The sequence below is a fragment of the uncultured Cyclobacterium sp. genome, from assembly GCF_963977555.1.
GTDB lineage: Bacteria > Bacteroidota > Bacteroidia > Cytophagales > Cyclobacteriaceae > Cyclobacterium.
In genome coordinates this window covers 1-13,805 of sequence record NZ_CAXBPD010000021.1, presented here as the reverse complement: position 1 = coordinate 13,805, position 13,805 = coordinate 1, and the positions used below count along the sequence as shown (strand labels likewise).

The following is a 13,805-nucleotide window of genomic DNA, read 5'->3' as shown; positions in this document are numbered from 1 at the left end:
AAATAATTTGCTCAAAATGAAAGACAATAATGGCAATGTTATTGATATTCAACTAAAAACAGTCATTTTTGCAAAAAAAATAAGCGTGTGATTAAAATTGGAGATTTAAATTTAGGGGAGTTTCCGTTGCTATTGGCTCCTATGGAGGATGTTAGTGATCCGCCATTTAGAGCAGTATGCAAAACGAATGGTGCAGATTTGATGTATACCGAATTCATAAGCTCTGAAGGCTTGATCAGGGATGCTGCCAAATCTGTCCAAAAATTGGATATATATGATTATGAAAGGCCTGTAGGCATTCAGATTTTTGGCAATGAAATATCCTCTATGCGTGAGGCTGCTGCCATTGTTGAAGAAGCTGGCCCAGATATATTGGATATAAATTATGGTTGTCCGGTAAATAAAGTGGCATGTAAAGGTGCTGGTGCTGGTATTTTGTTGGACATAGACAAAATGGTGGCCATGACAGCCGAAATTGTAAAAGCGGTAAAAATACCCGTGACGGTGAAGACCAGACTTGGATGGGATGAAAATACCATAAGAATCAATGAAGTAACAGAGCGATTGCAGGATGTAGGCATCCAAGCGATAAGCATCCATGCCCGTACAAGGAAGCAAATGTATAAAGGGGAGGCCGATTGGTCTTACCTGGCAGAAATCAAGAAAAACAGCCGAATAAAAATTCCAGTATTTGGTAATGGTGACATAGATAGTCCGCAGAAAGCCAAAGCCTACAAAGAAAAATACGGGGTTGATGGCTTGATGATAGGTAGAGCAGCCATTGGGTATCCTTGGATATTCAATGAAATCAAACATTTTATGGCTACTGGGAATTTTCTGGAAGCACCAGATATGGTGGAAAGGGTGAAAGCGGCTCGAAAGCACCTGGATTTTTCCATTGAGTGGAAAGGCGAGAAATTGGGTGTTCTGGAGATGAGAAGGCATTACACCAATTATTTTAGAGGGATTCCTCATTTCAAGCCTTACCGTACTGCCTTGGTGACTACGGACGATTATGCCGAAGTAAATGATATTTTGGAAGATATTTCCAGAGTCTTCGCAGATGAAGTGCTTTAAAAAAGTCCAGCTCGAAGGAAATAATAGCGACTCCAAACAGTAAAGAGAAGTGCCTGAAGCAATAAAGATCCAAAATCAACATACAAAGCATTGGGCAATGTTACTTTTGTTGGCTTTGGTTTGGGGGAGTTCATTTATTCTTATTAAAAAGGCATTGATTGTTTTTTCTCCAGGGGAGGTGGGGGCTTTTAGAATCGTCACTGCTGCCTTGGTCTTATTGCCATTGGGTATTCCCAAAGTGAAGCAGCTCAATAAAAAGCAATTGGGTTATTTGTTGAGTATAGGCTTTTTGGGAAGTTTTATTCCTGCTTTTTTATTTGCTATAGCACAGACGCAACTTTCAAGTTCGCTAGCTGGAGTGATCAATGCATTGACGCCTTTGATGGTGGGCTTGATAGGAGCATTGCTTTTTAAGGTTAAGATTGCCACACGAAATGGAATCGGCTTGGTCATAGCGCTTTTAGGGGTTTTTCTTTTGGTGCTAGCAGGCAATTCGGGGAAAATAAACGTTTTTTCAGGGTTTAATTTGTATGGTCTTTTAATCGTCCTGGCAACTATTTGCTATGGCTTCAATGTGAATGTCATCAAATATAAAATCAAGGAAATACCACCTACTGTGATCACTGCCATATCCCTGATGATGGTTTTGCCTATTGCTTCCATCTACCTGTTTGGCTTCACGCAGTTTTCGTTTAAATTGTTGTATGTGGATGGGGCTTATCAGGCTGCTACTTATATTGCTTTCTTAGGGACCATAGGGACGGCCGCCGCCTTGGTGCTCTTCAATTCAATAGTAAAGCTGGTAACGCCGGTTTTTGCCAGCTCGGTAACCTATATTATCCCATTAGTTGCTATCTTTTGGGGAGTTTTGGATGGAGAAGCTTTGTTTCCCTTTCATTATTTGGGCATATTTGCTGTAGTTGTGGGGGTGTGGATCGGAAATCGTAAAGCAAAACCGTCTGAATAAATAATAAATAGCCTGAATTATTTTTAAACTTTTGAACAATTTTAGTTTTCATAGCGAGATGCCATGTTCGATAATTTCTTAAATCTTGACATTGACCCAGCCTTAAGGAATAGGATTCTGCAAACGGTGCTGATTGGTTTCGTAATGTGGCTGATCAATAAGATCTCCCTAAAATTAATATACAGGGGGGATGCAGTAGAGCTAAGACGACAATACCATTACCGAAAGTTTATTGAATACGCTTCTTTTATTATTGGAATCCTAATCATAGGGAACTTGTGGATTGGGAATTTTCACTCTATTACAACCTTTTTGGGGCTATTGTCTGCGGGTATAGCCATTGCTTTAAAAGATATATTTGTGAACATTGCAGGCTGGGCATTTATCTACCTGCGCAAGCCTTTCGATGTAGGAGATAGAATTCAAATTGGGGAAGTTCAGGGAGATGTCATTGACCTTCGGCTCTTTCAGTTCTCTTTGCTGGAAATAGGAAACTGGGTAGATGCCGATCAAAGTACAGGTCGTGTCATTCATGTGCCCAATGGAAAGGTTTTCATGGATGCGCAGGCCAACTATTCTACAGGATTTAATTATATCTGGAATGAGCAAACAATTTATATTACCCTGAGAAGTGATTTTAAAAAAGCCAAGGGTATTTTGCTTGATATTTTGAATGAGCACCTCCAGGAGGACCTCAATAAGGCTGAAAAGGTTTTTAAAAAAGCCAAACAAGAACATTTGATTGTCTACAAGCAATTTACCCCAATGATTTTTACTAAAATCACTGAAAGAGGGGTACAACTATCGATGCGCTACCTTTGTGATCCCAAAAAACGAAGGATGTTTGAGCATGCCATCACAGAAAGCATCTTGGAGCGATTGGGCCCTGAAGACAATATCCGATTGGCCTATCCAACTTCCACCATCTTGGTGCACCAAGATAAAGTCCATCCTGAAACCAATCCTAAAAGGTAAGTTTATATTCGGAGAATGACTTGCCTACTCCGGCTCCGCTCAGGATACGGCCAGGAGGCTGCTCCTAGTTTTATCCTCTTTTGTAGTAAGGGTTTTCAGTTAATTTTCAATAATATCAGATAAGCTGCGATTCTTTTCTTTCGAATACGCTTTCGCCTGTTCAATTATTTCTCGTTCGATAGGTAGGGTGAGCTTTGTATGCATAACTTTTAATCTAGGATTTTAACTCAACCCAATTAAAGTAATAAATTGAAACACGTGCAATAATTTTATAAAAAACAGCTAGGTTCAAGTTGGCCTAACTTTCCTAGGACTGTCCATTCAAGGCTTTAGAATAGTGGGGTGCTGCTATTCGCGCATTTTATAAACCCCAAGTTTAATTCGCTACTGGCTCAAAAATGTAGGTGGCAATTAGGAAGGATATCACAGAAATAACAAAGCCGAACATAAAGATGTTATAGCATTTCCTGAGCAAAATGTATTTTTTGGAAAGCACGATTCCCAAGTTATAAATGTCTGTAATCATGCTGTCATAGAGGTAAGTGCCGTCCTCCATCATTTCATGCATTCCTCCCATATAATCAGGAAAAGACATTTCATGAAAATTGCCAAAGTACAGGAGGTTGCCTTTTTTATTTCGGATGTCTTCCTTAGTGACTATGCCATGGGTAACATTTGGTCTTGTAGCCAAAATAGCAAAGACCATGGCAATTAGACAAGTGATGATCAGCATAAGCGTAGGCACCAAGTAATAAGGGAATTCCTCGATTATTTGAATGAAAAGGGCTACCACTATGGAGATAATAATCGAATTGACGGAGATCATAATATTTGCCTTATTGTCTGCCAAGGCAGAAAGTGCCAGATGATTTTTCGAGGTAATCCGAAACATGGTTTCTATGCCTCTATCCGCTTTTTTTTTGTTCTTGTCTTTTTTTTTGCTGGATTTTGGAGCTTCACCTGCTTCCTTTATTTTCAATTCAATTGATGCTAGGTTTGCCTCCTTTCCTGGCTGAAAATGGGTTCGGGCATATTCCGTATGGTAATGGTGTGCCTGCATAAAAAGCTTACTTTCCTTTAACCAGTCGATTAAGGAAGTTTTTCCATAACCAAGATTTGCTTTTTCTTTCTTTAATAAAACCGTTTGATCAAAGTATTGCTCTGAACTTAAATGATACAGGTCAGCATCGCAAATAATCTGTTCAGGTAGGCTCTTTGGCTTTTGGGGCATTTTTGTGGCCAAAATTAAGGACTTAATGCGGTCTATTCTTTCCTGATCAAATTCCAACTCGGTCAGGTATTCCTGAGCCATTTCAGCCCCTTTGGCTTCATGTCCTTCGCCTTTTACTTTCCAATAGCCAATATCATGCATCCAACCTGCAATATGCAAATCGTCTTTTTCCTCTTGCTTTAAATTATAGTATTCGCCAATCTCCGCAACCACCTTAACAAGCTGCATTGAATGATCCATATTATGGTAGCAAACCTCCGATTTTTGGTGGTTTTTAAACATATTCCTGATCCAGGATTCAAATTTTTCTAGTTGCTTATCCAAGGCGTTTTACTAATTTTGAAAAAACTGTTTTCAAGGTAATTATTTACAATTGAATAATGATGTATTTTTCACAGATTTTAACGCTATTTATCTTAGCGAATTGGCAGTGCACTCCTAGTACCCAACAGCAAAAAGAAGAGCCATTTCCTACTCCCTATTCTCTAAACGATTTTCAAAAGATTGTATTGCAAGATAAATTGGAAGAAATTTCAGGACTTGAGTGGGTTGGCAAAGAGATGTTATTGGCAATTGAGGATGAATCGTCTGTAATTTATAGCCTTGACACCGAATCTGGTAAAGTGCTGATGGAGCAAAAATTTGCAAATAAACACCACGACATTGAAGATATAGCCTATATAAATGATGCGGCATGGGTGTTGCAAAGCGATGGAACCCTATATGAGGTAACTTCTGTTTTTAATGAGCGTTCAAAAAGCATCAAGTATGAATTTCCTATTGATAAAAAAAGAGACATGGAGGCGATGGTGATATCTCAGGATGGTTCCTTCCTATATGTCTTTTGTAAATCTTGCAAATGGGACGATACCGATAATGAAGCTTCTGTTTTTCGTTTTAACCTTTCTTCTAAAGCGTATGATGAGGTAGTTTTTACTTCTTTGAAAAGAAGAGAGATGGAAGCACTCCTACAGGGAAAAGAAATGGAAGATTTGGAAATAGAACCAGCTGCAGCGGCATTTCACCCTATTGAAAAGCAATTGTATGTTTTGTCATCAAGTGGAAAATGGCTTATGATCGCCGATGCCAACTTTCAACCGAAGGAAGTATACCGGCTGAATCGTAACATTTTTAAGAAGCCGGAAGGAATTACATTTGATCCTAAAGGAAACATGTATATTTCAAATGAGGCCAGGGGAGGTAGACCCAATATTTTGGTATTTAACTACAAACCTTAACCCATTAAACAATGAACAAGATTGTTTGCTTGTTGATTTTAAATTTGCTCTCACCACTCCTAATAGCACAGGAAGCCCCTACTACCTTTCGATTGTATTTGGTTGGAGATGCTGGGGAAGTTGAAAAAGGTGCCCATCCTGTGGTGGAAGATATTCGTAAAAAACTTTTAGCAGATCCACATACTCCGGCCCACATTATCTATTTAGGAGACAATATCTATCCACAGGGAATGCCTCCAACAGATGATGAGGAAAGGGTTGAGGCAGAATACATCCTTAAAACCCAATTGGACATTTATAAAAATTTGAATGGTCATGTGTGGATGATTCCAGGAAACCACGATTGGAAAAAAGGAAAGGCAGATGGCTGGAATAGTATTCTTAGGGCCGAAAAATATGTGATTAATCATTACCCCGAAGAGAAAGTAAGTTGGATTCCAAGCAGTGGTTGCCCCGGTCCCGAAGTAGTAGCGTTAAATGAGGAAACCATACTCCTCTTACTAGATAGCCAATGGTGGCTCCACTTTAATGACAAACCCGGACTAACGTCGGATTGCGAATACAAGTCTGAAGAAGAAGTTTTGGAGGCCGTCCGGTACGTACTTGAAGAGAACAATTACAAAGTTATTTTGGTGGCCATGCACCATCCACTACGGTCTTATGGCCCTCATAACGGCGCCTACAGTTGGAAAGATCACCTATTTCCACTTACAGCTCTTTCGCCCAATTTATACTTTCCATTGCCTATTATAGGGTCTATTTATCCGCTGTACAGGACCTGGTTTGGAAATATTCAGGACTTGGTTCATCCTAAGTATGAAGCCATGATTGATGCACTAGATGGGCTATTTAAAAGCCATCCAAACCTGGTACAGGTAGCAGGGCATGAGCATGGACTGGCTTTTACTAAGGAAGAAAAAGTAAATTATATTATCAGTGGGGCAGGTGCCAAACATACAACAATTAAGAAGAACAATACAGCAGATTTCATTTACCCCTTGCAGGGATACGCTATTTTAGATTTTGATAAAAACCATGAAGTGAACTTGTCTTTTCATGATCCACTAAAAGATTCATCGCTTTATGATACCCAACTTATCGCACCCTATGCCAACAATGATTCAACTTTAGCATTCTTTGATAGGAAGCTACCAGAAGAAGTCACAAAACCAATTTCCACCCAATACCTTCATGGTTCTTGGTACTATAAATTTCTTGGGGAGAATTACAGAGAAACCTGGGCGGTCCCAGCTACTTTTGAAACCATAGACCTGGCTACCGAAAAAGGAGGTTTAAGTATTGTGAAAAAGGGAGGAGGGATGCAAACCCGCTCTTTGAGATTAGAAAGTAATAATGGTAGAGAATATGTACTCAGGTCTGTTAATAAATATCCCGAAAATGCCTTGTCTGCTTCCATGCGTGAAACAATTGCCAAGGAAGTCATTCAGGATCAAATATCCTCTTCAAATCCCTATGGCGCTTTGGCTGTGGCCAGATTGGCAGATCAGGTAGGAATAGTGCATACCAATCCGAAAATTGTTCATTTGCCAGATGATCCTATATTGGGGATCTATAGGGAAGATTATGGGGATAAGCTTTACCTATTTGAAGAGCGAGAAATTGCATGGGAGGGTGCACCGGATGATATTAAGTTTTACAGTACCGATAAGATGCTTAAAAAAATTCATGGTGACAATGACGACCAGGTAAAGCAAAAAGAAGTGTTGAAAGCCAGAATTTTTGATTTATGGATTGGCGATTGGGACAGACACGATGATCAATGGAGATGGATAGGTGAAAATAAGGAAAAAGGTAGGGACTATAGCCCCATGCCAAGAGATAGGGATCAGGCATTTTTTGTCAATGAGGGCATTATCCCCAAAATTGGTAGTAGAAAATGGTTGATTCCAAAATTCCAAGGTTTTGATTACAGTGCCCCTCGCACGGTGGAAGGCTTCATGTTTAATGGGAGGTATTTTGACCGTAGTTTCATGAATGAGCTTGACAAAAAAGACTGGGAAAAGACCTTGGATAAGATGATCTCAAAAATGACTGCTGAGTCCATTGAAGAAGCACTTCAAGACTGGCCCGATGTTGTCGTTGCAACTGAGGGGAAGGAAATCCAAGGGAAATTGCGCAAAAGAAAAACTTGGCTGAAGGAAGAAATGATTAAATATTATCAATTCTTAGCGAAAGAAGTAGATGTACCTGGAACAGATAAAAACGAATTTTTTAAAGTGGATTACCTGCCTGAAGGACGTGTGCAGGTTACCCTAAGGAAAATTGATAAATCAGGAGAGATTGAACAGAAGCTTTATCAGCGCATATTTCTCCCGGAAGAAACCAATGAAGTCCGTTTATACGGCATGGAGGGAGATGATGTATTTGAATTTGTTGGCGATGGATCCGGAGAAATAAAGATTCGTGTAATTCCCGGTGATGGGGAAAAAGTGATTAAGGACGAGGGTAATACCAGGAAAAAGAACACCCTGATTTATCAAAAACCTAGTGAAAAAGAAGTTGTTAGGTTAGGGGAAAGTACAAGAGCAAAGACCAGTTCCTCCCAAATAACTTACAATAGGAAGGAATTCAAATACGACAAACTTATGCCATTGGCCACCATTGCTTACAATAGGGATGATGGGATTTATATAGGCGCAGGGGTAATGTGGGAAAAGCAAGGGTTTAAAAAAGAGCCTTTTTCAATCCGCCAATCTTTAATGGGCAAATTTGCCTTAAAGACCAACGCTTTTAATATTGAATACGAGGGCCAAGCAGTGGATGTATTGCCCAATTTGGATTTGGTATGGGAAGCAGATGTGCGTGCACCACAGTATTCTTTTAACTATTTTGGCTCCGGTAATGAATCAGTATACGATACTGACGCTCAAGAAATAGCCTATTATAGGGCAAGGTTTAATTGGTATGAACTTAAAACCGGTTTGCAATCCAAACTTGGGGAAAGTGGAAGCCTTACTTTTGGCCCTCAATTTCAGGCTTTTAAATTTGACCCAAGTGATAATTCCAATAAATTTATCACTTCACAGGAAAGTGGCTTGGACCAAAATGATTTGGACCAAACCAAGCTTTACAGTGGTATTTCTGCCAAAGTAGTTTTTGACACCAGGGATCAGAAACACATGCCCACGAGAGGGGTGTATTTTGAAGGGCAAACGGAAAAAATGTGGGGGACAAATGACTACGCTAACAATTATGGAAAATTGAATGCTGAACTTGCCATGTATTGGTCCTTCCGCCATCCTTCAAGGCTGGTTTGGGCCTCTAAATTCGGTGCAGGTAAAAACTGGGGAGATTATGAATTTTTTCAAGGACAAACGCTCGGAGGTATAAATAACCTTAGAGGGTTCAGAAGATTTAGGTTCAATGGAGATGCTGTTGCTTATAATAACACAGAGGTTAGGGTGAGATTATTTAACCTAAAAACCTATGTTTTGCCTGCTACGGTTGGTCTTTTGGTGTACAATGATATTGGCAGAATATGGGTGAAAAATGAGCAGTCTAATAAATGGCACAATGCCACTGGAGGTGGGGTTTGGTTGGCACCGCTAAATCAATTGGTAGCCACTTTTTCTGTAGGCTTTAATGAAGAAGAAATTTTACCTTTCTTTTCTTTTGGTTACCAATTTTAATCCCTGCTAGAGAGTAACCAGAACTTGTATTTTAGCCACTACTAGCTGTGTTGGAAACCATTGTTGTTGCTACAAAGCCTAGTTTTCAACTTGTGCCACACGATAAAGCCGTACATCTTTCTTCTTACCTTTTAAATGGATGGAACCAACATCATTAATTTGATAGGCATTTTTATCCTTGATTAATTGATACAATGGCCCGGAGATTAGCAATTGTGCCTCCAAATCGTTGCACTTTTCTTGAATCCTGGCTGCAGTATTCAATGTGTCTCCATGGTAAGTTATTTCTCGCTTTATGTCTCCAACCTCAGTAATGATTACAGGTCCTACATTGGCTCCTGCCTTAAAGTAAGGGACTATGCCATATTTGTTTTGGTAAAAATTTGACCTTTTCTTTAAGAGGTCTGTAAAAGCAAAAAAAGCTTTGAGGAAATTGTCATTTTTTAAGCCTTTTTTTAAAGACCAACTTACCACTACTTCATCACCTACATATTGGTATATATCTGCTCGATAACGGTCCACAATGGAGAAGTCCTGAAAGCAGTCTTGCAATAATTTACTGTATTCAAGATGTCCGATTTTTTCAGCAATAGGGGTTGAGCTTTTTAAATCTACGAACATAAAGATACGTTCCTCTTCACGGGGTTTAAAGAACCTGCCGATCAGCATCTTCCATAAGTTTCCCGGCCCAAGTTTTCGATCTATTGCGATCAGTAATTTGGATAAACTCACCGCCATGATAAGGTGAATGACCCCAAAGACAATTTCTGCCATGTCTAGGGGAATTGCAGGTTCACCAAAGACATATAATATCGAATGTTCATATAAAAAATTAATAAATTGGACGATCAAAACAATCATTATTGCCTGGGTAGGAATACCAATGATAAGGGCAATTTTTAAGGAATTATTGGTCAATAACCTTTTGATAATTAATATATCAAAAATGCTGGATAACAGGGCAAGACCAAAAGAACCTAGAAAAACGATCAACAATGCAAACCTCATCTTCACAAGAAAGCTGACAGATGGATGTCCTAGAATTTCTATTCCATACATCTCAGAAAGAATCAGCCTACTGTATGCAGAGAATGTTGTAAAAATAAAACCTACGATAAAGTAGATTTTGAAATTTCTAACGATTTCTCTAGAGAGCATATTGAGCATTGTTTTCGCTTACTAAATCATACATTTTTTCCTGAGCGCTTAAAGTTTCACTACCGCTTACCATTTGATTTTTCCCTGTTCCTGTGACTTGTCTTCCCTTTACATTGTCATTAAGCTGGGCTTTGAGTGATGCCAAAATAAATGATTTGGTTTCTTTTTGATAAATAGGGAATGCCACCTCAATGCGCCCTGATAAATTTCTTGTCATCCAATCTGCAGAAGCTAATTAAATCAAAGGCTCATTTTTATTATAAAAATGATAAACTCTTGTGTGTTCTAGAAACCTATCCACAATACTTACGATTTTGATATTTTTTTCTTGTAATGCAGATAAGGGGTGGTAACAACAAATACCCCTTACAATTAATTCAACTATAACCCCATGATCAGCTGCCCTACGAATTTTATTTATCATCTCTGGATCTTCTAGGCTATTTAGTTTAATTGTCATCTTGCCGATATTCCCTTCCTTGCTATGGCCGATTTCATTTTCAATTAGTTGTTCGATTGAACTTCTTAAGTTAAAAGGGGCAACCAATAGACTATCAAATTTTGGCAGGTAGGTTTCGTTTTTAAGAAAGGCAAAAACTTCATCCACATCTTTGGTGTAACTTGGCTGGCAAGTCAATAAAGCATGGTCACCATATATTTCTGCCGTTTTTTCATTGAAATTTCCCGTACCCATATAAGCATAGGTTTGGATTGTTTCCCCTTCTCTTCTTTTGATTGAGAAAATCTTGGCATGTACTTTTAATTTATCTATGCCATATTTTACTTGTGCTCCTGCTTTTATCAGTCGCTCTCCCCAATAGATGTTTGACTTCTCATCAAACCTCGCCTGTGCTTCGTCCAATACAAAAACTCCTTTCCCGGCTTTGGCAGCTTTTTCCAGCGCCATACAAATTTCCGAATTTTCGGCTACCCTATAAAGGGTAATGTTGATTTCCTCAACATCCTTATCCATGGCTGCTTGGTCTAAAAACCTTGTCACATACCCATAATTTTGGTAAGGAAAACTTAAAAAGAGGTTTTCTTTTTTTACTTCGTCAAACCAATTGCTCGCTTGGTCGAGCCTGGTACATGGGACCTTATCCTTTTTTTTGTAAAACAAGCTTTCCTCTGACACCGGAAAACCAAAAAAATCATAGAAATTATGGTAACGACCTCCAGGGATGAGTCCGGACATGTCCCCATCTATTTTTTTTCTTAAGGTATCAATGTATTTAAAAGGAATATTTTCATCAAAAAGTAGTCTTGAAGGGAGACCTGTATCTCTATTTTTTATGCTTTTTTCAATCTTTACTACTATGTTTTCTTCCTGATCTTCATCCATGTACAATTCTGCATCCCTTGATATTTTTATGGCAAATAGCTCCGATTTGCTGTCTAAAAACTTGGCTGCATTGTTTCTGAAAACATCATCCAGTTGAACGATTCGTCTTTCTTTGTCAGATGAGGAGATATTGATAAACCTTCCAAAGGTTTTATAATCCAACTCAATAAGGTAAAAACGACCCTGATTAATGGCATAGAGGTAAACGGTTTGGTTTTTAAGTTGGAGGTTCGTTACCTCTGAAATGTCTGATAGGATGAAATTATCTTTTAGTTTTTCATCATAAAACCGGCCCATTAAGTTTTGGTCTTCTTCAGAGAAATGCTGGGTCAATAGGTGAATTCCTTTTTTTGATAAACCGGGTAGGATCTCCGAATAGAATACCTTTCCCAAGCGTTCCTGTTGTAAACTGACAATTTTATTAATTTGCTGGAGAACAAAAGAAGGCCGGTAACCATATTTGTTCTTTTTATCCCCCTTGTATTTCTGAGCAAAACGATGACTTGCTACCCTGACCCTATAAAATTCCTCAAGGTTGGAAGAATAAATGGCCAGAAAATTTAACCTTTCCATCAGTGGCTTATGCCCATTTTCAGCTTCTTGAAGAATTCGTTCGTTAAATGACAACCAATTTATATCCCTGTCAGTGTAGTTCATGGTTTAATAAATTTGCTTAAATATAATGACTTTACAGACACTATTCGATTTAGCTTTCCTTTTCTTATTGGATAAGGAATGGGATAGTGATTCTTATTTAAGGATGGATTCAAGCAAGGTGAAATCATGAGGGCTAAATTCTCAGTCCTTTCAAAGAGTGAGGGAGGTAAACTTGATATTGATTGGCTAGATGAAATAATGTTCAAGCAATGTCCTTTTTGGCAATTCGCTAAAACTTAATTAAAAGAAGTGGAAATGGGGCAAAGGTAAAATCCCTGTTCCTGCCCATTCTACAGGAGCAACAGGGATTTTTTTTGGATAATATTCTAATGGCTGAGAAATTTCCACAGCCTTTATAGTACTGTTTTAATCTTTGGCGAGTACAGCCTTTTTATTTACAATATCCTTTACAATGGCTTTGGCATGAGAGATGGTGTTTTCTATAAAGAATTCTCTGGTATTCAAGCCTCCGCAAACTACTCCTGCAAGGTAAAGGCCTGGCACATTTGATTCTTGACTCATGTCGTCAAAGCATGGCTGTCTTTTTTCATCCAAGCTTAGCTTTACTCCCAGTTGGTCCAGCAATTCAAAATTGGGTTTGTAACCCGTCATGGCCAATACAAAGTCATTTTCTATGGTGACTTCTCCCTCAGGAGTATTCAATACTACTTCTTTTTCTTTTATTTCTTTAATGCTTGAATTGTAATAACCTTTTATCGATCCTTCTTTGATTCTATTTTCAATATCCGGCAACACCCAGTACTTAACCGTCTGATCAATCTCAGGCTTCATGACTACCATAGAGACCTCAGCACCTTTTCTCCAAGTTTCCAGGGCAACATCCACAGCTGAGTTTCCTCCACCTATTACAATGATTTTTTGCCCGATATAGGGCCAGGGCTCCTTGTAATAATGGGAGACCTTGGGTAAGTCTTCACCTGGGACATTCATGGTATTGGGCAAGTCATAGAAGCCAGTGGCCAAGACCAGCTTTTCGGCCAGGTAATCTCCTTTGGAAGTATGGACCAAAAACCCACCTTCCTGTTTTTCCAAGGTATTTACCTTTTCATAAAGATTGATGTTGAGTTGATAATGTTTAACTATTCTCCGGTAGTATTCCAGTGCTTCAGGCCTTGTAGGCTTATTGGTAATGGACATGAATGGAATATCTGCCATCTCCAATTTCTCCGAGGTAGAGAAAAAAGTCATGTTTACAGGATAATTAAAAATAGAATTGGTCAGGACACCCTTCTCTATTATCAGGTAGTCGATGCCTTCTTTTTTTGCTTCTATACCACAGGCCAAACCAATGGGCCCGGCTCCAATTATCAATAATTCCAACTTTTTCATAAGTTATTAAACATGAAATGTTGTTTTGAGTTCCTTAAAAACCGGATTATATAAGAAGGATGTACCGAATCCTTCGGCTCCGCTCAGTAACCGGCTAGAACAATACCGAATCCAACTCAGGAATCGGCTTCAATATTCCCGGCGGTTGAGCGGAGTCGAA

9 protein-coding genes and 1 pseudogene are annotated in these 13,805 nt (G+C 38.9%); 5 read left to right on the top strand and 5 right to left on the bottom strand.

Features of this window, described 5'->3' with window-relative positions; translation table 11 throughout:
- Positions 1 to 87: 87 nt before the first annotated feature.
- The 3 genes from dusB (at position 88) to AAC073_RS20795 (ending at position 3,019) form a co-directional block, all read left to right on the top strand.
- On the top strand, positions 88 to 1,077 hold the full coding sequence (gene dusB, locus AAC073_RS20805) for a tRNA dihydrouridine synthase DusB (RefSeq protein ID WP_339925742.1): 990 nt from the start codon (positions 88 to 90) through the stop codon (positions 1,075 to 1,077).
- Between the two features lie 97 nt (positions 1,078 to 1,174).
- Positions 1,175 to 2,044 carry a DMT family transporter gene (locus AAC073_RS20800; protein ID WP_339925741.1) on the top strand — a complete coding sequence of 290 codons (870 nt, stop codon included), beginning with the start codon at positions 1,175 to 1,177 and terminating at the stop codon, positions 2,042 to 2,044.
- A gap of 63 nt (positions 2,045 to 2,107) precedes the next feature.
- Positions 2,108 to 3,019, top strand: coding sequence for a mechanosensitive ion channel domain-containing protein (locus AAC073_RS20795; protein ID WP_339925740.1), 912 nt, complete (start codon positions 2,108 to 2,110; stop codon positions 3,017 to 3,019).
- Positions 3,020 to 3,118: 99 nt separating this feature from the next.
- Here AAC073_RS20795 and AAC073_RS20790 read toward each other — a convergent pair whose 3' ends face one another.
- Positions 3,119 to 3,223: a DUF6364 family protein gene (locus AAC073_RS20790; protein WP_339925739.1), complete on the bottom strand. Its 105-nt coding sequence runs from the start codon at positions 3,221 to 3,223 to the stop codon at positions 3,119 to 3,121.
- Between the two features lie 172 nt (positions 3,224 to 3,395).
- The gene (locus AAC073_RS20785; protein ID WP_339925738.1) at positions 3,396 to 4,574 is read right to left on the bottom strand and encodes a Pycsar system effector family protein; all 1,179 of its coding nucleotides are present in this window, start codon (positions 4,572 to 4,574) and stop codon (positions 3,396 to 3,398) included.
- Positions 4,575 to 4,630: 56 nt separating this feature from the next.
- Between AAC073_RS20785 and AAC073_RS20780 the strand changes: the two genes are divergently transcribed.
- Positions 4,631 to 5,488, top strand: a complete 858-nt coding sequence (locus tag AAC073_RS20780; RefSeq protein ID WP_339925737.1) for an SdiA-regulated domain-containing protein — start codon at positions 4,631 to 4,633, stop codon at positions 5,486 to 5,488.
- 11 nt (positions 5,489 to 5,499) lie between these two features.
- Entirely contained in the window at positions 5,500 to 9,138 is a 3,639-nt protein-coding gene (locus AAC073_RS20775; protein WP_339925736.1) for a BamA/TamA family outer membrane protein, read from the top strand.
- A 78-nt stretch (positions 9,139 to 9,216) separates the two neighbouring features.
- On the opposite strand, the gene AAC073_RS20770 is transcribed toward AAC073_RS20775, so the two are convergent.
- The 3 genes and pseudogenes from AAC073_RS20770 to AAC073_RS20760 form a co-directional block, all read right to left on the bottom strand.
- Positions 9,217 to 10,296: an adenylate/guanylate cyclase domain-containing protein gene (locus AAC073_RS20770; protein WP_339925735.1), complete on the bottom strand. Its 1,080-nt coding sequence runs from the start codon at positions 10,294 to 10,296 to the stop codon at positions 9,217 to 9,219.
- Positions 10,286 to 12,295, bottom strand: a pseudogene (gene ppk1 / locus AAC073_RS20765) (polyphosphate kinase 1). The gene AAC073_RS20770 and the pseudogene ppk1 overlap by 11 nt, the downstream one beginning before the upstream one ends.
- Before the next feature lie 366 nt (positions 12,296 to 12,661).
- A complete protein-coding gene (locus AAC073_RS20760) occupies positions 12,662 to 13,645 on the bottom strand; it encodes a YpdA family putative bacillithiol disulfide reductase (protein WP_339925734.1) in 984 nt (327 codons plus the stop codon).
- Between the last annotated feature and the right edge of the window lie 160 nt (positions 13,646 to 13,805).

Bases quoted from the DNA above. Each gene is read 5' to 3' on its own strand.
- AAC073_RS20800 (WP_339925741.1), top strand. From the start codon at position 1,175: ATGTTACTTTTGTTGGCTTTGGTTTGGGGGAGTTCATTTATTCTTATT.
- AAC073_RS20795 (WP_339925740.1), top strand. From the start codon at position 2,108: ATGTTCGATAATTTCTTAAATCTTGACATTGACCCAGCCTTAAGGAAT.
- AAC073_RS20775 (WP_339925736.1), top strand. From the start codon at position 5,500: ATGAACAAGATTGTTTGCTTGTTGATTTTAAATTTGCTCTCACCACTC.
- AAC073_RS20780 (WP_339925737.1), top strand. From the start codon at position 4,631: ATGATGTATTTTTCACAGATTTTAACGCTATTTATCTTAGCGAATTGG.
- AAC073_RS20760 (WP_339925734.1), bottom strand. From the start codon at position 13,645: ATGAAAAAGTTGGAATTATTGATAATTGGAGCCGGGCCCATTGGTTTG.
- AAC073_RS20790 (WP_339925739.1), bottom strand. From the start codon at position 3,223: ATGCATACAAAGCTCACCCTACCTATCGAACGAGAAATAATTGAACAG.
- AAC073_RS20770 (WP_339925735.1), bottom strand. From the start codon at position 10,296: ATGCTCTCTAGAGAAATCGTTAGAAATTTCAAAATCTACTTTATCGTA.